The following is a 20,759-nucleotide window of genomic DNA, read 5'->3' as shown; positions in this document are numbered from 1 at the left end:
TAATCGTGTAATATGCTAATCCTTTCATTTTAAAAGTTTTAGTAAATTTGGCACGATATTTTCTATAGGATTAATCGATATCAACAATGAGTTCAAAAACAAAAGTTCTTTTATTAGTTTCGGTCTTCTTTATGTCTGTCGGGAGTTTTGCCCAAAGGGGTGTGCGAATGGCTTACGTAGACATGGAGTATATCCTAGAAAACGTTGACGAATACCGAGATGCTACCGAGCAGTTAGAAGCAAAAGTACAACGGTGGAAAGTTGAGATAGAGCAGAAGCAAAGTATTGTGGAGCAGATGAAGAAAGATTTAATGGCTGAAAAAGTATTATTGACGCCAGAGCTTATTGCAGAACGAGATGAGGAGATTCAGATTCTTGAAAAGGAAATGATTGAATATCAACAAGACCGTTTTGGGCCACAAGGAGACTTAGTTCTGCAAAAAAGAAGGCTTATTCAGCCTATACAGGATCAAGTGTTTAATGAGGTGCAGAAAATAGGTGTAAATAAAAAGTATGATTTTATTTTTGATAAATCTGCGGATGTTGTAATGTTGTACTCCGAAAAAAGACATGATATCAGCGATTTGATATTAAGGGGTATAGCTCGAACAAGAAAAGTGAGTGCACCAAGTAAGAAATTAGATGACCGAAGTAGGTTAGATGATTTTGAAGGAGAAGAGGAGTCAGAGGAAGTTAGTGAGGCGTTACAAGAACGTTTAGATAAAGCTAATGAGGCTTCTGAAGCAAGAGAGAAAAGTGCGGCAGATATAAGGTCTGAGCAGTTGAAATTAAGAGAAGAAAGAAAGAAGGCGTACGAGGAGCGAAGAAAAAAATTGTTAGAGGAGCGTGAAGCTAAGAAACAAGAAAAATTAAAGGAGAGAAATAGCGATACCGATAATAAAGATAATAACGGTACTATTTAAATAGGTTTAACAACCATAAAAATTAACACTCAAATTAGAATTAAATTTTAACTCATGAAACAAGTAAAACAAATTGTAGTAGCCTTATTGTTGTTCGTAGCAACGACAAGTTTTGTAAATGCCCAAAGTAAGGTAGCTCATATAGATGTTACTCAATTATTATCGGCTATGCCTGAAATGAAGGCCGCAGAAGCTGAGCTTAAGAAATTACAAGAAACTTACAATGCAGATATTCAGGCGTCAATGACTGAATTGCGTAACAAGTTTACTCAGTATCAAAATGAAGCAGCAGCTAAATCTAAAGAAGAGAACGATAAGAGAGCTGTTGAACTTCAAGGTTTTGAGAAGAACATAGGTGAGGCTCAACAAGCAGCACAACAAGAATTTCAAAAGAAACAAGCTGAATTGTTCGCTCCTATTTCAGAAAAGGCAAAAACGGCTATTGAAAAAGTTGCGGCAGCACAAGGTTTTGACTACGTAATGGATGCGCAAGCTGGTGGTGGTTTAATCGTTGCAAAGGGTAAAGACCTTTTAGCTGATGTTAAAAAACAATTAGGTTTCTAATACAGACCTTTAAAGTAAAGAAAAAGCCATCTATTTAGATGGCTTTTTTTATGCATATATTTTCTTCTTAATATTTTTCCAGCGTAATTGTCTTATGAATTTTCCTTCTTCCTTATTTACTAAATAGGAATCATTCTTTAGAGCTGCGGTCATGAAACCCGCTATATTGTTCCAGAAAGACTTAATCGATTTATTCTTAGTTGCCATTTTAATAGAAGCTATGCAGGTAATTAAAAAGCCATAGCGCATGCTGTACATTGCTTTTCCTTGAAGTCTTTTTGCATTCTTGTTATACGCTTTTCCAGTGGGCCTTAAATGCTTTATTTTAAGGTTAGGGTCAGTTTGTATAAGAAAGCCATTAAACTTTGCAAGTAGCTCATCTACTGTATCCCAACCCATAGCATTTTTTAATCCACCTATACCTTTAAAACAAGTGCTAGAGTAGGCTTTAAAAGCTCCTCTTACATGGTCTTTATCCATAGGGTGATTTATAATCCATTTACCAGTGGAATTTTTCTCATAAATGAATCCGCCGCATATTCCTAATTTGGGTTCATTTCTAAAATGAGTGCTAATTATTTCAAAATAGTTATTTGGTAGAATAATATCGGCATCTAATTTTACAATAAAATCAAAAGATACATCTAAGAGGTTGAAGCCTTCATTGAATGCATTGATTACTTTACTACCAGGCATATGCTGTGTAGAAGAAATAATATTCAATTTTTGAAAAATAGTATGTTTTGAGGTAAAACTATTTATTATGCTATCGGTACTATCGGTGGAGTTGTCATTAACAAGAATAACCTTTTTCGGTGGTAAAGTTTGACCTAAAATAGAGTTTAAAGTACTTTCTAGATAAGCCTCTTCATTATGTATAGGAATAACTATATAGTAATCCATTTTAAGGGTGGTCTATTACTTTCTTGTAGCGTAAACTATATAATATCTTGGAGTAAACAATCTCAATAATGGTCGTAGACCTATTTTTTTAACGGGATTGGTCCATTTTTGTGAGTCCTGTATTTCCCAGCCTGCCTTTTCTAAAAGCCAATCGAATTGCCAATCTTCAAATTCATGGTAATGCCTATCCCATTTATCGGTCTTGCTTCTGTATGCTGGCGAAAACCATAATTTTAGAGGTATACTGGCAACTAGCTTTTTTGCTTTTATGTTTGATAAGATATGTAAGGGGCCGAGTAAATGTTCGAAAATCTCAAGAGCAGTTACTACTTTGGCATCGGTATTTAAAACAGAAGAGAAATCAAAATCTAAATCTTCACCAGTTGTATTTTCAACCTTATAGCCATCTTGCTCCATTATTTCAGTAAATGGATTTTTAACGCCTAAATCTAAAATTGATTCATTCGTATCAATGTGTTTTCGCAAAAAATGCAAGGTGTGTTCGAAGCGTTTATTCGGAAAGCTATTTTCGTACATGTTAGATTCTGTAAATCATTGCATTGACGTTCATTCCGGCGCCAACACTTGCAAAGATAACAACATCTCCCTTTTTAACTTCTTGATTTTCTATTTTACCTTGTTTTATGAGGTCGAATAATGTGGGAATAGTGGCAACTGAGCTATTTCCTAATTTAGAAATACTCATAGGCATTATGCCTTCAGGTATTTCTTTATCGTATAATTTGTAAAAGCGTTTAACAATAGCTTCATCCATTTTCTCGTTTGCCTGATGAATGAAAATTTTCTTAACCTCATCAATTTTAATTCCGCTTTTATCTAAACAAGAGGCCATCGCTTTAGGTACATGGGTTACGGCAAACTCGTATATTTTACGACCAAACATTTTAATATAGTAGGTGTTATCTTCTTGGCTTTTATTATAGGTATTGCCAAAAAAAAGATAATTGGCTTCATCCATTGCATAGGTGCCAGATTCGTGAGCTATAATTTCTCCACCTTTATTTGTTCTCTCTATTATTGCTGCACCCGCACCATCAGAATAGATCATGGAGTCACGATCATAATCATCTACAACCCTAGATAATGTTTCTGCGCCGATAACTAAACACTTATTGGCGATTCCACTTTTAATAAAAGCATTAGCTTGTATCATGCCTTCTAGCCAACCTGGGCAGCCAAAAATTAAATCATACGCAACGCATTTTGGATTTTTAATTTGAAGTTGATGCTTAACTCTTGTAGCTAAACTTGGTAACGTATCTCCTTGGGTTTGGCCATGAACAAGGTCGCCAAAATTATGTGCAACGATAATGTAGTCTAATGTTTCTTTTTCTATTTGCGCACTCTCAATGGCCTTTTCAGCAGCAAAGAATGCTAGGTTAGATGTTGTAAACTCTTTTGAGGCATATCTTCTTTCTTCAATACCGGTAATAGCTTTGAATTTTTCAATGATGACTTCATTGGTATGTTTGAAGGTAGAGCCATCAAGATTTAGAAATTCATGTTTATTAAAATCCTTATTGGTAATGGTCAAGGTGGGAATATAACTTCCTGTACCCGTAATTGCTATGCTCATTTTAAATTATTGAATTGCAAATAAATATAATCATCTTGTAAAACTTTTGTATGCGTGCATAATAAATATTACGATGTTCAAGCTTGATTCCTTCCGATGAATATTATTAAAAAAGCCTTTTCAAATTGCTAAAAAGGCTTTGTGATAAAGGGTTTTCGTCTTTAATTCGTTTCCATGTAAGCTTCTATGGGTGCACATGTGCATATCAAATTACGGTCTCCATATGCGTCGTCTACTCTTCGAACAGATGGCCAAAATTTATTTTCTCTAATATAAGCAAGAGGAAAAGATGCTTTTTGCCTTGAATAAGGGAATAGCCACTCATCTGAGGTAATCATTTCTAAAGTATGCGGGGCATTTTTTAGAACGTTGTTAGGTTCATCTGAATTAGATTCATCAATCTCTGCACGAATAGAAATCATTGCTTCACAAAATCTATCAAGTTCTGCCAAGTTTTCACTTTCTGTAGGTTCAATCATTACAGTTCCTGCTACTGGAAATGATACGGTTGGAGCATGAAAACCATAATCCATTAGTCGTTTTGCTATGTCAGTAACTTCAATACCATTATTCTTGAATGGTCTGCAGTCTAAAATCATCTCATGTGCCGCTCTACCTTTTTCACCAGTGTATAAAACCTCAAATTTACCTTCTAGCTTATGCTTAATGTAATTTGCATTTAGAATAGCGATTTTGGTTGATTGTGTCAATCCCTGTTCACCAAGCATTTTAATATAGCTGTATGAAATTAAACAGGCTAACGAGCTACCCCATGGTGCTGCCGATATAGCAGTGATTGCTTTTTCACCACCTGTAGCAATTACAGGGTTACTTGGTAAAAATGGAACTAGTTGTGGGGCGACGCATATTGGGCCAACTCCTGGTCCGCCTCCTCCATGAGGTATTGCGAATGTTTTATGTAAATTTAAATGGCATACATCTGCACCAATAGTTGCTGGGTTGGTTAAGCCAACTTGTGCATTCATATTCGCGCCATCCATATAAACCTGACCGCCATGATCATGAATTAATTTCGTAATCTGTTTTATCGAAGACTCAAAAACGCCATGAGTTGAAGGATAAGTAACCATTAATGCGGCTAAATTATCTGAATAAAGTTTAGCTTTTTCTTCTAAGTCAGCAACATCTATATTTCCTTTTTCATCAGTTTTGGTTACAATAACTTTCATGCCAGCCATTACAGCTGATGCAGGGTTTGTACCATGTGCCGATGAAGGTATTAAGCAAATATTACGGTCAGAATCACCTCGAGATTCGTGATAAGCTCTTATAACCATTAAGCCAGCATATTCACCTTGTGCTCCTGAGTTTGGTTGAAGCGATGTATCTGCAAATCCTGTGATAACAGATAAATCTTTTGCAAGTTCTTTTAATACTGTTTGGTAGCCTTCAGCTTGTTCAATCGGTACAAACGGATGAATATTACCCCAATTAGTCATGCTAAGTGGTAGCATTTCTGTTGCGGCATTTAATTTCATGGTACAACTACCCAATGAAATCATGCTGTGATTTAAAGCTAGATCTTTACGCTCTAATTTTTTGATATAACGCATTAATTCAGTTTCCGAATGGTAGGAATTGAACACCTTATTTTCCATAAAAGAACTAGTTCGTTGAATGTTCTCAGGAACTGAAGTTTCATCTAGTAAATTTGTAATCGCTATTGTTTTTTTATTGAGGGCTTCAGAAAATATAGAAACAATTTGATTGAGGTCTTTTAATGATGTGGCCTCGTTTATTGCGATAGAAATAGTACTGTTGTCTACATAAAGAAAATTAACCTCATTTTTTTCAGCAATAGGCTTTATTTTTTTAGTGTCGGCCTTAATTGTGATGGTATCAAAAAAGGCAGAGTTTATTTGATATATGCCCAAATTCTCTAAAGCGTCTACTAATGTCACTGCGGTTGTATGAATCTTTGTTGCGATATATTTCAAGCCTTTCGGTCCGTGGTAAACACCATACATCCCTGCCATAACAGCTAATAATACTTGTGCAGTACAAATATTTGAAGTTGCCTTGTCTCTTTTAATATGTTGTTCTCTGGTCTGCAAAGCCATTCGTAAAGCGGGTTTACCATCGATATCTTTAGTAACCCCGATTATTCTGCCAGGTATACTTCTTTTATACTCTTCTTTTGTGGCAAAAAATGCTGCATGTGGTCCGCCATAACCTAATGGAATACCAAAACGTTGCGTTGTACCTACTACTACATCAACACCAAATTCACCAGGTGGTGTCAATAAAACCAAACTCATGATATCGGCAGCAACGGCTACCTTAACTTCATTCACTTTGGCTTTGGCTACGAAACCTGAGTAATCGTTTACTTGACCGTGTTTGCCAGGGTATTGCAATAATGCTCCATAATAATCATTACCGAATTCAAAGTCTTCATGATTTCCAACCACTAATTCTATACCTAAAGGAATAGAACGTGTTTTTAAAAGTGAAAGTGTTTGAGGCAGTATTTCTTCGGAAACAAAGAATTTTAGAACATCGTTTTTCTTTTGATCACGATTTCTAACATCATACAACATAGTCATTGCTTCTGCGGCTGCTGTACTTTCGTCTAGCAATGAGGCATTGGCCAGTTCCATACCAGTAAGATCTGTAACGATAGTTTGAAAGTTAAGAAGTGCCTCTAATCTACCTTGAGCAATTTCAGCTTGGTAAGGAGTATAGGCGGTGTACCATCCCGGATTTTCTAGAATATTTCGCTTAATGACTGAAGGTATTAAGCTTTCGTGGTATCCTAAACCGATATATGATCTAAATACTTTATTCTTTTTTGATAGCTCTTCAATATGTGCTAAAAATCTATGCTCACTCATCGGAGCATCTAATTTTAAGGGTTCTTTAAGGCGAATATCTTCTGGTATGGTCTCGTAAATAAGCTGTTCCAGATTATCAACACCTACTGTATTGAACATTGAGTTTAAATCTTCTTCCCTAATGCCGATATGGCGCAGAGCAAACACGTCAGTCTTCATAGATGCTATTGTTATATAATGTACAAAATTACCACTTTTATGTGTGTAAATTATGATTGTAAGTGATCAGTAGGGTGAAAGTTTTTAACCAAAACAAGGGGTTATAAACACTTTAACTACTTTTGTTCAATGGCCCTTATTAAAAGGATTTTTGATTTTTACTTAGATGCTAGCATTCATGTGGCTTTAGCTATATTTAGTTTGGTTCATGTAACCGCACTTACCTTAAACAGAAATGTACCTCAAGAACTTTATATTTTTATATTTTTTGGGTCTATCGGCTGTTATAACTTTGTAAAATATGGCGTTGAAGCAGAGAAATATATCCTAGTAGCCAATAGGTATCATAAAAATATTCAATTTTTTAGTTTTGGATGTTTACTTATATCCTTTTATCAGATGTTCTTTTTGTCTGAAAGAGTTTTGATTTCACTTTTTGTTTTGATTGCTATTACGGGTTTGTATGCTTTGCCTGTTTTACCGAAACATAAAAATTTCAGGAGTTTAAGTGGATTAAAAATTTTAATTGTAGCAACGGTATGGGCAGGAACAACCGTTATATTACCTGCCATCTCACAATTAGAGGTAATTACCTGGAATGTAAAGGTTGAAGCCTTTCAACGTTTTATGCTGGTGCTTGTAATGTTAGTTCCTTTTGAAATTCGGGACTTAAAATATGATAGTGTAGCATTGAAGACTTTGCCGCAGCGAGTAGGGGTGAAGGGGGCAAAGATAATTGGATATGGTTGGTCAATTATTTTTTACGCAGCCACATTTTTAAAAACAAATTTGGATTTTATTAGTGTTGGTGTAAACACAATTCTATTATTAATTTTATTAGGGATAATTCTTAAAACTGAATTGAATCAAAAGAAATATTTTTCCTCATTTTGGGTGGAGGCTATTCCTTTATTTTGGTGGTTACTTATAATTGTAGGTAATAAATATTCTATTTTGCTTTAGAACAAGAATCTTTCATTTTCTTTTTGTCTTCTTCAGACAATACAACAAGTTTCGCTTGTTTACATAGCGAGGTCAATTTTTTATTTTTTAAACTATGTTTTGCGCAAGTGTTGCACATAAGTAAATGAAACTTTAATTTTATTTTCTCCCAAATTGAAGCTTCTTTGTATTGAGCTTTATCGCAAATTTTTGCCGCTTTTTCGCATGAAATCATCATAATTAAAACCAATTTTGATTTAAACAACCCATTAAACCTGTTCTGGCTCTATGAATCATTACCCAAAGGTTAGACGCATTTATTCCAAGAGAATTACAAATATCTTCGGTTTCCATTCCTTCAATAGTTTTCATAATAAAAACCTGAGCTTGTTTCTTTGGTAATTTAGAAATGCAGTTTTGAATAGCAAGGCCCAATTCTTCGTTTTCAATAGCATCATTTTCGAAATTGCTATTAGGATCAGCGATGCGTTCTTCTAACCAATCGCCCTCTGCATCAGTTTGTGAGCTATAACTCATTCGTACCTCTGCTTTTCCTTTTTTTGAATTTATTTTACGATAATGATCAATAACCTTTCTTTTTAAAATAGCAATAAGCCAAGTGCGTTCTGCAGCATCTCCTTTAAAATTTTTAGCTGATTTTAAACCTGCTATAAAAGTGTCTTGCACAAGATCTTTTGCGATTTCAGAATCATTAACCCTTGTAACGGCATAATTGAAAAGGTAGTCCGCATAAAGATCTACCCATGTATCAGGATGTAGTTGGTGTGTTTCCATTTTTTATTCTGCACTTCAAAAGTAAATTAATTTTGGGGATTATGATTACTTTTGGGTATAATCGATCAAGTCATGAAAAACATTATATTTTTTATTCTATTGATAAGTGCTCAACTCGGACTTGCACAAATGGAATCACGACCTATTACTGAATTTAAAAGCTTTGACTCAACTAAAGAAATTCTTATTGATGTCAGAACACCAAAAGAATTTGATGAAGGTTGTATTGAAGGTGCACTTAATATCGATTGGTTTTCAGCTGACTTTAATCAACAAGTGGCATCGATTGATAAGGATAAAACCATTTATGTTTATTGTAAGAAAGGTGGTAGAAGCTTAAAATCTCAAGCTAGATTAAAAGAACTTGGATTTTTACATGTAATTAACCTTGAAGGTGGTTATGATATGTGGCATTTATCTAAGGATTAATTATCAGTTTACTCTTATAATTACACTGCATTTTTTTAATAATGAAACAGTTCTAGGATGCTAAAACCGTTTCATCTCTAATTTTTTTATAATATCGATTACCTATAGCCTGAATAATAAATATCAACACAAAAACTACACGTGCTGTTATAGGTAAAAAAGGCACAAAAATAGCGGCTAAAGTCCATACTAGAACAGCATTGGTAGACATGAATTTCAACCAAATTAGTTTTCTTTGATATGCCGTACATAGCTAAATACTCGTAGGTGTGAAACCCAGTAGATGGCTATTACTATAAAGCTTACCAAGAACCCAATGAAACTGGGTATTCGATTTGATAAAACGGATAAAAAATCACTTTGATTTAGCTCGTCGCTGCTCGGCACATCTATTTCTAAAACAAGGTGCGTCATCGCAATTGAAAAGGCGGCATCGTAAAATGCTATTACTCTATTCTTTTCATAGATGAACTTGTGAATGGCTATTGTTTGTTTGGCTAAAGTTATAGTAATCCTGCTCGTTCTAATAACGCTTCAACCTTAGGTTCAGACCCTCTAAACCTTTTATAAAGAACCATTGGGTTTTCAGTTCCTCCTTTTGATAGCACATTATCCTTAAACTTAGTGGCCACCTCTTTATTGAAAATACCTTTCTCTTTAAAATAGGCAAAGGCATCTGCATCTAATACTTCTGCCCATTTGTAACTGTAGTATCCAGAGGAATATCCGCCCTGAAAAATATGGGAAAATGCTGTGCTCATACAAGTTTCTGGAGTTTCTGGGTAAAGGCTAGTATTTTTAAATACTTCGTCTTCGTGTTGCTTAACGTTTGTAATATCTGTTGGGTTGGTGCCGTGCCATGACATGTCTAATAAGCCAAAGCTAAGCTGGCGAAGTGTTTGCATCCCTTCTTGAAATGTGGCTGACTCTTTTATTTTTTTTACCAGTTCCATAGGTATGGTTTCACCGGTTTGGTAATGTGTTGCAAATAATTCTAACGCTTCTTTTTCGTAGCACCAATTTTCTAAAACCTGGCTTGGTAATTCTACAAAATCCCAAAAAACAGATGTTCCTGATAAACTAGGGTAGGTCGTGTTGGCTAACATACCATGTAAACCGTGACCAAATTCATGAAATAATGTAGTTACCTCATTAAACGTCAATAAGGAAGGTTTGCTTTTAGTTGAAGGAGTGAAATTGCACACATTTGATATGTGTGGTCGAACATTCTTTTCATTTCTTTTCCATTGCGATTTAAATGATGTCATCCATGCACCACCTCGTTTGCCCGCCCTTGGGTGAAAATCTGCATAAAATAAGGAAACGAAGTTTTTGTCATTATCGTAAACCTTGTAGGTTTTTACCTCGTCGTGGTATTTCTCTATATCATTCACTTCTTCAAACTGAAGTCCGAATAAGTTTTCGGCAACTTTGAAAACTCCCTTAATAACATTCTCTAGCTTAAAATAAGGTTTTAGCTTTTCATCATCAAGGTTGAATAATTTTTGTTTTAATTTTTCTGAATAAAAACTACTATCCCATTTTTCTAAACGTTCAATTCCATCTAATTTTTTTGCAAAATTCTCTAGCTGCTGAAACTCACGTTCTGCTGCTGGTTTTGCTTTTTCAAGTAATTCATTTAAAAATGAATGTACTTTCTCAGGAGTCTCTGCCATGCGTTCTTCTAGAACAAAATTAGCATGTGTTTTATATCCCAAAAGATTCGCTCTTTCGTATCTCAATTTTGCAATTTCAAGAACATTTTTTTGATTGTCCAATTTATCATTATGAAAAGCTTTACTGCCGAAAGCCATGGAAAGCTCTTTGCGTAACTTTCGGTTTTTAGCGTATTTCATAAAGGGAATATAGCTTGGGTAATCTAATGTAATCAACCATCCATCTACTTTTCCTTTAAATACGGCTAATTGTGCTGCAGCCTCTTTTTCGCCTTCTGGGAGTCCGTCTAAATCTGCTTCATCCGTTAAGTGTAATTGGTATTTATTGGTTTCTGCTAAAACATTTTCTCCGAAAGTCAATTTCAATTTTGCCAACTTAGCATCTATGGCTCGTAAACGTATCTTTTTTTCTTCAGATAAATTGGCGCCGTTTCTGCTGAAGCTTTTGTATTTCTTATCTAGAAGTGTGTCTTGCTCTGCGTTAAGGTCTAATGAGTCCTTTTTAGCGAAAACTGATTTTACCCTTTTAAAAAGCGCTTCGTTTAAAGTAATATCATTCCCAAACTCTGATAGTAATGGTGAAATTTCTTGAGCGATATTTTGAATTTCTTCATTCGTTTCGGCAGAATTCAAATTAAAGAATACACTTGATATGCGGTCTAGTTGTTGACCAGAAAATTCTAATGCCTCAATTGTATTCTCAAAAGAAGGAGCATCAGTATTTAATGTTATGGCATCAATTTCTTGTCTAGCATCTTCAATAGATTGAAGAAATGCAGGTTTGAAATGTTCATTTTTTATTTGTGAAAATGGAGCTGTATCGAATGGGGATAATAGTGGATTCATTTAAATGGAATTGAAATATTAGATTTGAGTATTATGATTTGCTTGTATTAGTAAAATATAAATTTCCTTTTAACGCTAAGGTTTATTTACCGTTCACCTCTTTAGCACCTTCAATAACTTTTTGTTTCAAACCTTCTTTATAAAATATAATTTTATCTAATACGCATTTGTCTGAACTGCCTATAATTTGAGCAGCAAGAATACCTGCATTTTTTGCTCCGTTTAGTGCAACTGTTGCAACTGGTACGCCGCCTGGCATTTGAAGTATAGAAAGAATAGAATCCCAACCATCAATAGAATTGCTGCTTTTTACAGGTACGCCAATCACAGGTAAGGGAGACAATGAGGCCACCATACCTGGTAAATGAGCAGCGCCACCAGCACCAGCAATAATTACCGAGTAACCATTAATATGTGCGTTTTTGCTAAAATCGAATAATTTTTCTGGTGTTCGGTGTGCAGAAACAATGTCTACATCAACTTCTATGTCAAAACCTTTTAAAATATCTATGGCTTCCTGCATTACGGGCATGTCACTTGTACTTCCCATTACTACGGCTACTTTACTCATTTTTTTTATTTTGAAATCACTTGAATAGTTTCCTTTACTTTCTGCGCGATACTCCTCGCTTTGTCCAAATCATTATTAACAATGGTCACATGACCCATTTTTCGAAATGGTCTTGTTTGTGCTTTTCCATAAATATGCGGGGTAACACCTTCCATGGCCATTATCTCAGCTATGTTTTTGTAGACTACATCGCCGGTATAGCCTTCTTCACCAACTAGGTTTACCATAACACCCGCTACTTTGCTATCTGTGCTTCCTAGTGGTAAGCCTAAAATGCTACGTATATGTTGTTCGAATTGATTGGTATAGCTAGCTTCAATGCTGTAATGACCACTATTATGTGGTCTCGGCGCCACTTCATTCACTAAAATTTTATCGTCTATGGTCTGAAACATTTCAACGGCAAGTAAACCTGTAAGTCCAATTTTTTCGGCAACTTGTAATGCTAACGATCGCGCTTTTTCAGCAACTTTAGCATCAATTCTAGCCGGACAAATCACATATTCTACTTGGTTGGCTTCTGGGTGAAATTCCATTTCTACAACAGGGTAAGTTTTAATTTCTCCTTCAGAGTTTCTAGAAACGATGACCGCTAACTCATTTTTAAACGGAATCATAGTTTCTGCAATACATTCTCCTGCAGGTAGTCCTTTTAAATCAGCTAAGTTTCTAACTACTTTTACTCCTTGCCCGTCATAGCCAAATTGAGCCACTTTCCATACAAACGGTAATTTTAATCCACCATTTGCAATGCTATCCTCAATTTCACTCAAGTAAGCAAAACGTTGAAAATCTGCTGTGGGTATTGCGTGGTCTACATAAAACAATTTTTGCTTTGCCTTGTTTTGAATAATTCGCAATGCTTTTGGCTGTGGAAAAACCTTTACACCTTCCTCTTCTAATTTTTCTAAAGCATCAAGATTTACATTTTCTATTTCGATGGTAAGTACATCAACATCTTTCCCGAAATTATATACAGTGTCATAATCGAGAAGGCTGCCTTTAACAAATTCATTACATGAAATGCGGCTTGGAGCTTCAGAAGAATTATCTAAAACCTTGGTGTAAATATCCCATTTTCGAGTTTCATACAGCATCATTTTACCAAGTTGGCCACCACCTAAAATGCCTAATTTGAAATCTGAAGAAAAGTAATCCATAGATATGTTGCTTTTAGTAGTAAAAAAAACGCCTTAAGTACCACAAAAATACGGTTAAATCTTAGAAACCAATTCCTTTCTAATTAAAAACACAAGGCAATACCTTATCTTTGCAAACCTTGATAATTTAAGAAAATTGATACAAATTCACGACAAGTTTTTTAAACGTTTTCTAAGCGAATCGGAAATTCAACAGGCCGTAAAATCCGTCGCTGATAAAATTGCTGCAGATTATAAAGACGAGACGCCAATTTTTGTGGGCGTTTTGAACGGTTCATTTATGTTCGTTTCTGACTTAATGAAGGCCTATCAGCATCCATGTGAAGTTTCGTTTGTAAGGTTAAGTTCTTACCAAGGCTTAACATCTACAGGTATTGTAGAAACTTTATTGGATGTTCCAGAAAATATTGAAGGTCGCAGTGTTATTATCATAGAAGATATTATTGATACAGGGCGTACCTTGCAAAAATTGGTTCATCTTTTTTCAAAAACCAATGTCAAGGAATTTAAAATAGCTAGTCTTTTTTATAAGCCAGATGTGTACAAAGGTGAATATGCCATTGATTATTTTGGCCTGGCCATACCAGATAATTTTATCGTAGGTTATGGTCTTGATTATAAAGAGCAAGGAAGAAATTTAAAAGAAGTATACCAACTAAACCAGAAACATATGATCAATCTTGTACTCTTTGGTAAGCCAGGAGCCGGCAAGGGCACACAAGCAGAATTCCTAAAAGAAAAATATAACCTCAAACATATTTCTACAGGTGATGTGTTTCGCTATAATATCAAAAACGGAACACCGTTAGGAACTTTGGCTAAATCATATATGGATAAAGGTGATTTGGTACCTGATGAGGTTACCATAAGAATGTTGAGGGAAGAAGTTGAAAAAAATCCTGAAGCTGACGGATTTATCTTTGATGGATTTCCAAGAACTGCAGCACAAGCTGAAGCATTGGATAATTTCTTAGAATCGAAGGACATGGGAATTAATGCTACTATTGCTCTAGAAGCGAATGATGAAATTTTAATAGAACGTCTTTTAGAACGTGGTAAAATTAGTGGTCGTAGTGATGATCAAGATGTCGCCAAAATTAGAAATCGTTTCGACGAGTATAATCAAAAAACTACTCCTGTAAAGGAATTTTACGAAGCACAAGATAAATTTCATAGTGTAAACGGTATCGGTTCTATAGTAGAAATTACGGAGCGTTTAACTAAGGTGATAGAGGCTTTATAATTACTGCCTATTAAACCGATTACAAAACAGACGTAAATGCCAGATGAAGTAATAAGACCAAAAGACGGTTTAAAGAGTTGCATGTTTACAGTAGGTTTTGCAATATTGACATTTGTAATAATTGCTATAGTGTACTTGATTTATGTGTTTTACATAGATGACTCTCTAGATTTTGGCCTATAGCACAACGACAAGATGTTTTCATTTACAATGTAGTTTTGTGAAAATGTATAACACCTTGTAACTCTTTATAAAGGGGTTTATTGAAAAATTAATATTATACCATGACAGAAGGTAATTTTGTAGATTATGTAAAAGTGGGTTTGACTTCTGGTAAAGGAGGCAAGGGGTCTGTGCATTTACACAGAGAAAAATTTATTACCAAAGGTGGCCCTGATGGGGGTGATGGTGGTCGTGGAGGTCATATCATTGTTCGAGGTAATGAAAACCTTTGGACACTGGTAAACTTTAAATACAAAAAACATTTTAAGGCCGGTCATGGTGAACATGGCAGTAAAAGCCGGAGCACTGGGGCTGACGGTGAAGATGTATACTTAGATGTTCCTTTAGGTACCATTATTAAAGATTTTGAGACCAAAGACGTGCTTTTTGAAATCACGGAGCATGGTGAGGAGAAAATTTTGTTGAAAGGTGGAATGGGCGGTCGTGGTAACTGGCATTTTAGAACTTCTACTAATCAAACTCCTAGATATGCACAACCTGGTGTTGATGGTCTTGAAGGCGAGTTTTTATTAGAATTAAAAGTACTGGCCGATGTTGGTTTGGTAGGTTTCCCAAATGCTGGTAAATCAACCTTATTGTCCGTTATAACTTCAGCGAAACCAAAAATTGCCGATTATGAGTTTACTACCTTAAAACCGAACTTAGGAATTGTGGAATATCGCGATTTTAAGAGTTTCGTAATGGCCGATATTCCCGGTATAATTGAAGGAGCAGCAGAAGGTAAAGGTTTAGGTCATTATTTCTTAAGACATATTGAGCGTAATTCAAACTTACTTTTTTTAATACCTGCAGATAGTAAAGATATAAGTAAGGAATACGAGATTTTGTTAGATGAGTTAAGACGTTACAATCCTGAATTGCTTGATAAAGACCGTTTAATATGTATCTCTAAAAGTGATATGCTTGATGATGAGCTCATGGATGAAATGAGAGAGGAATTAAACAAAGATTTAAACGGTACTCCGTTTATGTTTATATCATCAGTTGCTCAAATGGGTATTGTTGAATTAAAGGATAAGCTTTGGGCAATGCTTAACTCTTAATCGAATACCTGTTTAAAAACTCGAATTAAGCTTTATTTTTCTTTAATTTTAAAGAAAGACAATATCATGAGAATCTACTTTTTTAGTGTTCTATTACTTCTTTTGACTTCTTGCGGAGTCGCTCGAGTTAATTATGACTATGATAACCAGACCGATTTCACTTCATATACTACCTATAATTATTTTGCTGACATGGAAACCGGTCTAAGTCAATTAGACGAGAAAAGACTAATGGATGCCTTAGATGCTACTTTAGGTGAAAAAGGATTCATGTTTGCAGAAGAACCCGATATTTTTATCAATATTAAAAGTTCTGTATTTAAGTCTCAGCAAGGCAACAATGTTGGTGTTGGACTTGGTGGAGGCGGTGGTAACATAGGCGGAGGAGTTTCTATTGGAATTCCCGTTGGTGGGCCAAAATTAACCCGAGAATTACAATTAGATTTTGTCGACTCGAATAAAGACATGTTAATTTGGCAAGCAATTAGTGAAAGTCCTTTTCGGGAAGGAGACACACCAATTGAAAAACAGGAAAAACTTCAGGCGGTAGTGACTAAGATATTTAGTAAATATCCTCCGAAATAAGCTATTTAATCACTTATGTTAACGGGCATTTTTCACTTTAACAACGTAGGTTACTACAAAGTCGTTATCTACTAAAATATGCACATCGTGTAAACCTGTTTTTTGAAATCGATGAAGCAAACTGATTTCATCTTGGTTTCGTAGGATGTTAGGTTGAATTGTTTTTTGTCGACCTCCAGTATTTATTAATAATTGAAATTTATCTTCTTTGAAATTATCAGGCAAATTTAATTTGAATGTAACTAAATCTCCCTTTTTAATATAGACATGCATCTTTTGAGGGCTTAAGGGAATAATTGATGCTAAAAAAGCTTCCTTATAAATAACAGGACCTTCAATAAACGCAGTAAAACTTTCCGTGTCATTTAGCTGTATTTCTTCTTTATTAATTGAAAAATGATTTTTCGCAAACAATTCGGGCTCTGCTAAAAAATATCCATCGAAATAATCAGGTTCAAACCTCGAGTTTCCATCCTCTAGAATAGTTTGCCCAGCAGACCAAGTGGCATCACAGATATACCATATATTGTTTATTTCAATTCTATTCCAGGAATGATTTGGTGCACTATCTTCTTTTAATAGCAATGTTGGTGTGCGTCCATAACCATTAATAATTTCACAATTGAAGCCAGCAAGATTGGCCATCTCTTTAACCAAATACGCATACCCTGTACACGCTGTTTTTCGCTCGTTAGGTAGCCTATCGAAGACTATTGGTGTTATATTGTTATTCCAATCTAAAAAGGCTTGCCTGTTGTTGACAAGCCTCTTTCGTTTATTACGAATTTTTACATATGAAGAATAATCATTCTCAATATTTGAACTTATCCACGTATAAATAGCCCTAAATTTCTCAACATCGGTATCTAATGGTGCTGTTAAATTATAAACAAGCACAGGTAAATTCATTAAACTTTCTCCTTTATGAATTTCGGCAACACTATCAGCTTTTTTGAAATTGATGTCATTAAAACCTGAACGCTGAGCGAATGAGAAATAAAATGATACTAACAAGAATACAAAAGCTATTTTCATTATTTGAAGATGGAAATGAACTTTTGAAATACATTTCTTTTGCTACTATAATTCCCTTCGATTACAATATCACCCATTAGTTCAACATCATAGGTGTTAAAGGTAATATTAACGTCTATGGAAGAAGATTTGCTGGCGGTAACTTTATATGTTTTGGTTTCATAACCAATATAACTAAACACCAAAACATCATTAACCTCTAGTTCTTGCGGAAACTCATACTTTCCATCAATATCTGTCTGTATACCTATAGTAGAGCCCTTTAATACTACATTAACTCCTGGTAACGGTTCATTGGCTTCATCGAGAACCGTGCCCTTCACTAAAAAATATTCTTGTACGGTTTCAATAATTGCAATTTTACCCAGAGTTTCTGTAGATACTACCTCAATGCCAGTTTCAATATCTGCTGTTTCTTGACCGTTAATTTGGGTGGTACATAGCGCCAATAGCGATAGGGTCATCATTCCTATTCCTTTCGATATTATGTTATTATGTATCATGGGTAAAGAATTGATTTCGTAAGAGGTGAGTTGCGACGATTTAAATACTCCGCATGTTTTATTAGATGTCTTGCTAAAATGACGAATAAGTTCTTCATTCGATGCTTTGGTAAAATCTATAACTTCCTTTTGGCAGTTCGTGCAAAAACCTCCTTTTTCGGTTTTACTAAAATTAGTGAATTTTTCGGTGCAGGGTTCTTTTACGGAAATTGTTAAGGTGCTTTTCATAATGTAGTGGTTTTTATTATTACCTCTAAACTATCATGAAACGGTCATTTTAGAAATAAGGAATGAGGGTATTGGTACTTTCAATTAGTAAACAATACTAATAGGGTTAGGTTTATAACGTTCCACAAACTTTTATTAATTTTAGGTCATTAAAGCCCAATATTTTATTAGGCTAAATGGTGATATGGTTATTAATTTTATTGATTTTTGTAACAAATCTTAAATTAAACGTCATATATCAATACGTTAATTAACACAACTATGAAAAAAATTTATTTGTTAGCTGCTGGTTTGGTGGCATTATCCTCTTGCAAAGAAGAAGCCAAAACTACCGCTGAGGTAGACAAAATACCTGGTATCGTTTTAGCTAATATGGATACTACACAAAATCCTAAATCAGATTTCTATAACTACGTAAATGGAAACTGGATGAAGTTTACTGAAATTCCAGATGATAGAACAAGTTGGGGTGGGTTCAGTGTACTTCGTAAATCTACAGATGATGATGTTTTAAAAATATTGGCAACTGCAAAGGAAAGTGGAAATTATGCAGCAGATACAGATCAAGCAAAAGCATTGGCGATTTTTGATACTAAATTAGATTCAGCTGCAAGAAATGAAGCTGGTATTACTCCTTTACAACCTGCATTGGAAGCTATCGCTTCAGTGAAGAATTTAAAAGATTTACAAACTGTTCTAGCTACTAATGCAGCGGTTTCTTCCCCGTTTTTAAGTATTGGAGCTGGTGCCGATTTAAACAACAGTAGTATGAATGCTGTTTATTTAGGTGCTAATGGCTTAGGACTCCCAGATCGTGATTTCTACTTAGAGCAAGATGAAAAATCTATCGAAATTCGTGAGGAGTATAAAAAGCACATCTCAAAAATGTTGCAAAGGTTAGGGGATACCGAAGCAGATGCTACAAAAGCTGCCGACAAAATTCTTGCTATGGAAACCAAACTTGCCGAACCTAGATTAGATAAGGTAGAAAGAAGAGATGCCAGAAATTATAATAACCCGAGATCTATTGCCGATGCTGACAAGATGTTATCAACGATAGACTTAAATAAATTTATTTCTGATTTAGGGATTACTAAAAAGTTCGATACGCTTTTGGTTACTCAGTTGAGGTATACCGAAGCATTAGACAAATTTTTGAAGGAAACACCAATAGAGGATATAAAGAGTTTGGTGAGATGGGATACTTTTAATAGTGCTGCGGGCAGATTAACTACCGATATAGAAACAGCTGATTGGGAATTTTATAGCAAATATTTAAGTGGTGCTAAAGAACAACGTGCGGCAGATGAACGTGCCTTAGCAACGGTGAATAATACTGTTGGTGAAGCTTTAGGCCAGTTGTATGTTGATGCTAAATTTCCGCCAGAGGCAAAGGCAAAAGCGGAACTGATGATTGCGAATGTAATAGAGGCTTTCAAAGAGCGCATTTCAGTATTGGATTGGATGAGCGATTCAACCAAAACAAAAGCAATAGAGAAGTTAGATAAGTTTACGGTGAAAATAGCCTATCCAGATAAATGGGAAGATTATTCTACTATGAATGTATCGAAAGAAAAATCTTATTTCGAGAATATGACAGCCGTAGATAAATGGGGCGAATTAAAAAATTTTGCTGAAATAGGGGAACCTGTAGATAAGACGGAATGGGGAATGTCTCCACAAACAGTAAATGCATATTTTAATCCTCTTAATAATGAGATTGTTTTTCCTGCAGCTATTCTACAGCCACCTTTCTACAATTATACAGCTGATGAGGCAGTAAATTATGGCGGAATCGGTGCCGTTATCGGACATGAGATTTCACATGCATTTGATGATAGTGGTTCTCGTTTTGATGCGGATGGCAATTTAAAAAACTGGTGGACAGATGAAGATTTGAAAGCCTTTACTGAAAGAGCCGATGCTTTGGCAGTACAGTATGATAGTGTTTCGGTATTAGAAGGCGTTAACGTAAATGGTAAATTCACCTTAGGTGAGAATATTGGTGATTTAGGTGGCTTATTAGGTGCTTATGACGGACTGCAAAGATACTATGCAGAGAATGGTCGTCCTGAAGATATTGATGGTTTTACGCCTGAGCAACGCTTTTTCATGTCTTGGGCAACAGTTTGGAGAACTAAGAGTAGAGATGAAGCCTTAAGAACACAAATTAAGACGGATCCACATTCTCCAGGAATGGTTAGAGCAACTCAACCACTTTTAAATATTCAAGAGTTTTACGATGCTTTTGGTATTAAAGAAGGTGATGCCATGTACCTAGCTCCTGAAAAGAGAGTTCATATTTGGTAAATCTTAGTATATAGTATTAGAAAGGGCGCTACTCTGTAGCGCCTTTTTTTATGCTCTTTTTTTAATTGCTTAGTATCACATTGAGCGTTGTCGAAATGCCTTAAGATGTAGAGTGATACTGTTCTCGACTAAGGCTCATAACGGCGTTT

19 protein-coding genes are annotated in these 20,759 nt (G+C 35.1%); 8 read left to right on the top strand and 11 right to left on the bottom strand.

What is annotated here, in order from left to right:
• Nucleotides 1–86 precede the first annotated feature (86 nt).
• Together B5X55_RS05615 and B5X55_RS05610 are read left to right on the top strand one after the other, a co-directional pair.
• Nucleotides 87–923 (top strand): OmpH/Skp family outer membrane protein, encoded by an 837-nt coding sequence (locus B5X55_RS05615; protein WP_079511640.1) that lies wholly within the window; start codon nt 87–89, stop codon nt 921–923.
• A gap of 54 nt (nt 924–977) precedes the next feature.
• On the top strand, nt 978–1,487 hold the full coding sequence (locus B5X55_RS05610) for an OmpH/Skp family outer membrane protein (protein WP_079511639.1): 510 nt from the start codon (nt 978–980) through the stop codon (nt 1,485–1,487).
• Between the two features lie 48 nt (nt 1,488–1,535).
• Here B5X55_RS05610 and B5X55_RS05605 read toward each other — a convergent pair whose 3' ends face one another.
• The 4 genes from B5X55_RS05605 to gcvP all read right to left on the bottom strand — a co-directional run bounded on the left by B5X55_RS05605 (nt 1,536) and on the right by gcvP (nt 7,001).
• The gene (locus B5X55_RS05605) at nt 1,536–2,390 is read right to left on the bottom strand and encodes a glycosyltransferase family 2 protein (protein ID WP_079511638.1); all 855 of its coding nucleotides are present in this window, start codon (nt 2,388–2,390) and stop codon (nt 1,536–1,538) included.
• A 15-nt stretch (nt 2,391–2,405) separates the two neighbouring features.
• Complete coding sequence (locus B5X55_RS05600) at nt 2,406–2,927, bottom strand: methyltransferase (RefSeq protein ID WP_079511637.1); 522 nt, start codon at nt 2,925–2,927, stop codon at nt 2,406–2,408.
• 1 nt (nt 2,928) lies between these two features.
• Nucleotides 2,929–3,987 (bottom strand): 3-oxoacyl-ACP synthase III family protein, encoded by a 1,059-nt coding sequence (locus B5X55_RS05595; RefSeq protein ID WP_079511636.1) that lies wholly within the window; start codon nt 3,985–3,987, stop codon nt 2,929–2,931.
• 161 nt (nt 3,988–4,148) lie between these two features.
• Nucleotides 4,149–7,001, bottom strand: coding sequence for an aminomethyl-transferring glycine dehydrogenase (gene gcvP, locus B5X55_RS05590; protein WP_079511635.1), 2,853 nt, complete (start codon nt 6,999–7,001; stop codon nt 4,149–4,151).
• A 129-nt stretch (nt 7,002–7,130) separates the two neighbouring features.
• On the opposite strand from gcvP, the gene B5X55_RS05585 reads away from it, so the two are divergent.
• On the top strand, nt 7,131–7,964 hold the full coding sequence (locus B5X55_RS05585) for a UbiA prenyltransferase family protein (protein WP_079511634.1): 834 nt from the start codon (nt 7,131–7,133) through the stop codon (nt 7,962–7,964).
• A 219-nt stretch (nt 7,965–8,183) separates the two neighbouring features.
• On the opposite strand, the gene B5X55_RS05575 is transcribed toward B5X55_RS05585, so the two are convergent.
• Nucleotides 8,184–8,738: a sigma-70 family RNA polymerase sigma factor gene (locus tag B5X55_RS05575; RefSeq protein WP_079511633.1), complete on the bottom strand. Its 555-nt coding sequence runs from the start codon at nt 8,736–8,738 to the stop codon at nt 8,184–8,186.
• 72 nt (nt 8,739–8,810) lie between these two features.
• Between B5X55_RS05575 and B5X55_RS05570 the strand changes: the two genes are divergently transcribed.
• Entirely contained in the window at nt 8,811–9,167 is a 357-nt protein-coding gene (locus tag B5X55_RS05570; protein ID WP_079511632.1) for a rhodanese-like domain-containing protein, read from the top strand.
• Between the two features lie 225 nt (nt 9,168–9,392).
• On the opposite strand, the gene B5X55_RS19265 is transcribed toward B5X55_RS05570, so the two are convergent.
• From B5X55_RS19265 to B5X55_RS05550, 4 genes are all read right to left on the bottom strand, one after another.
• Nucleotides 9,393–9,614, bottom strand: a complete 222-nt coding sequence (locus tag B5X55_RS19265; RefSeq protein ID WP_394332837.1) for a TMEM175 family protein — start codon at nt 9,612–9,614, stop codon at nt 9,393–9,395.
• Nucleotides 9,615–9,670: 56 nt separating this feature from the next.
• Nucleotides 9,671–11,689, bottom strand: a complete 2,019-nt coding sequence (locus tag B5X55_RS05560; protein ID WP_079511630.1) for a M3 family metallopeptidase — start codon at nt 11,687–11,689, stop codon at nt 9,671–9,673.
• Between the two features lie 82 nt (nt 11,690–11,771).
• Nucleotides 11,772–12,260 (bottom strand): 5-(carboxyamino)imidazole ribonucleotide mutase, encoded by a 489-nt coding sequence (gene purE / locus B5X55_RS05555; protein WP_079511629.1) that lies wholly within the window; start codon nt 12,258–12,260, stop codon nt 11,772–11,774.
• Between the two features lie 5 nt (nt 12,261–12,265).
• Nucleotides 12,266–13,420, bottom strand: coding sequence for a 5-(carboxyamino)imidazole ribonucleotide synthase (locus tag B5X55_RS05550; protein WP_079511628.1), 1,155 nt, complete (start codon nt 13,418–13,420; stop codon nt 12,266–12,268).
• A 136-nt stretch (nt 13,421–13,556) separates the two neighbouring features.
• Here B5X55_RS05550 and B5X55_RS05545 point away from each other — a divergent pair, with 136 nt between their 5' ends.
• From B5X55_RS05545 to B5X55_RS05535, 3 genes are all read left to right on the top strand, one after another.
• The gene (locus tag B5X55_RS05545) at nt 13,557–14,663 is read left to right on the top strand and encodes an adenylate kinase (RefSeq protein WP_079511627.1); all 1,107 of its coding nucleotides are present in this window, start codon (nt 13,557–13,559) and stop codon (nt 14,661–14,663) included.
• A gap of 284 nt (nt 14,664–14,947) precedes the next feature.
• Entirely contained in the window at nt 14,948–15,949 is a 1,002-nt protein-coding gene (obgE, locus tag B5X55_RS05540) for a GTPase ObgE (protein ID WP_079511626.1), read from the top strand.
• A gap of 66 nt (nt 15,950–16,015) precedes the next feature.
• Nucleotides 16,016–16,534, top strand: a complete 519-nt coding sequence (locus tag B5X55_RS05535) for a DUF4136 domain-containing protein (protein WP_079511625.1) — start codon at nt 16,016–16,018, stop codon at nt 16,532–16,534.
• 18 nt (nt 16,535–16,552) lie between these two features.
• Here B5X55_RS05535 and B5X55_RS05530 read toward each other — a convergent pair whose 3' ends face one another.
• Nucleotides 16,553–17,569: a transglutaminase domain-containing protein gene (locus B5X55_RS05530; RefSeq protein ID WP_079511624.1), complete on the bottom strand. Its 1,017-nt coding sequence runs from the start codon at nt 17,567–17,569 to the stop codon at nt 16,553–16,555.
• Nucleotides 17,569–18,300, bottom strand: a complete 732-nt coding sequence (locus B5X55_RS05525) for a carboxypeptidase-like regulatory domain-containing protein (protein ID WP_079511623.1) — start codon at nt 18,298–18,300, stop codon at nt 17,569–17,571. The genes B5X55_RS05530 and B5X55_RS05525 overlap by 1 nt, the downstream gene beginning before the upstream one ends.
• Nucleotides 18,301–18,561: 261 nt before the next feature.
• Here B5X55_RS05525 and B5X55_RS05520 point away from each other — a divergent pair, with 261 nt between their 5' ends.
• Entirely contained in the window at nt 18,562–20,610 is a 2,049-nt protein-coding gene (locus B5X55_RS05520) for a M13 family metallopeptidase (protein WP_079511622.1), read from the top strand.
• Nucleotides 20,611–20,759: the final 149 nt, after the last annotated feature.

This window comes from Maribacter arcticus, from assembly GCF_900167935.1.
Classification (GTDB): domain Bacteria; phylum Bacteroidota; class Bacteroidia; order Flavobacteriales; family Flavobacteriaceae; genus Maribacter; species Maribacter arcticus.
Note: the sequence above shows the minus strand (reverse complement) of the source record. Positions and strands in the feature narration are given on the sequence as shown.

Bases quoted from the DNA above. Each gene is read 5' to 3' on its own strand.
- B5X55_RS05615 (WP_079511640.1), top strand. From the start codon at position 87: ATGAGTTCAAAAACAAAAGTTCTTTTATTAGTTTCGGTCTTCTTTATG.
- B5X55_RS05585 (WP_079511634.1), top strand. From the start codon at position 7,131: ATGGCCCTTATTAAAAGGATTTTTGATTTTTACTTAGATGCTAGCATT.
- B5X55_RS05530 (WP_079511624.1), bottom strand. From the start codon at position 17,569: ATGAAAATAGCTTTTGTATTCTTGTTAGTATCATTTTATTTCTCATTC.
- B5X55_RS05575 (WP_079511633.1), bottom strand. From the start codon at position 8,738: ATGGAAACACACCAACTACATCCTGATACATGGGTAGATCTTTATGCG.
- B5X55_RS05600 (WP_079511637.1), bottom strand. From the start codon at position 2,927: ATGTACGAAAATAGCTTTCCGAATAAACGCTTCGAACACACCTTGCAT.
- obgE (WP_079511626.1), top strand. From the start codon at position 14,948: ATGACAGAAGGTAATTTTGTAGATTATGTAAAAGTGGGTTTGACTTCT.
- B5X55_RS05605 (WP_079511638.1), bottom strand. From the start codon at position 2,390: ATGGATTACTATATAGTTATTCCTATACATAATGAAGAGGCTTATCTA.
- B5X55_RS05570 (WP_079511632.1), top strand. From the start codon at position 8,811: ATGAAAAACATTATATTTTTTATTCTATTGATAAGTGCTCAACTCGGA.
- gcvP (WP_079511635.1), bottom strand. From the start codon at position 7,001: ATGAAGACTGACGTGTTTGCTCTGCGCCATATCGGCATTAGGGAAGAA.
- B5X55_RS05550 (WP_079511628.1), bottom strand. From the start codon at position 13,420: ATGGATTACTTTTCTTCAGATTTCAAATTAGGCATTTTAGGTGGTGGC.
- B5X55_RS05525 (WP_079511623.1), bottom strand. From the start codon at position 18,300: ATGAAAAGCACCTTAACAATTTCCGTAAAAGAACCCTGCACCGAAAAA.
- B5X55_RS05535 (WP_079511625.1), top strand. From the start codon at position 16,016: ATGAGAATCTACTTTTTTAGTGTTCTATTACTTCTTTTGACTTCTTGC.
- B5X55_RS05595 (WP_079511636.1), bottom strand. From the start codon at position 3,987: ATGAGCATAGCAATTACGGGTACAGGAAGTTATATTCCCACCTTGACC.
- B5X55_RS05520 (WP_079511622.1), top strand. From the start codon at position 18,562: ATGAAAAAAATTTATTTGTTAGCTGCTGGTTTGGTGGCATTATCCTCT.
- purE (WP_079511629.1), bottom strand. From the start codon at position 12,260: ATGAGTAAAGTAGCCGTAGTAATGGGAAGTACAAGTGACATGCCCGTA.
- B5X55_RS05560 (WP_079511630.1), bottom strand. From the start codon at position 11,689: ATGAATCCACTATTATCCCCATTCGATACAGCTCCATTTTCACAAATA.
- B5X55_RS05610 (WP_079511639.1), top strand. From the start codon at position 978: ATGAAACAAGTAAAACAAATTGTAGTAGCCTTATTGTTGTTCGTAGCA.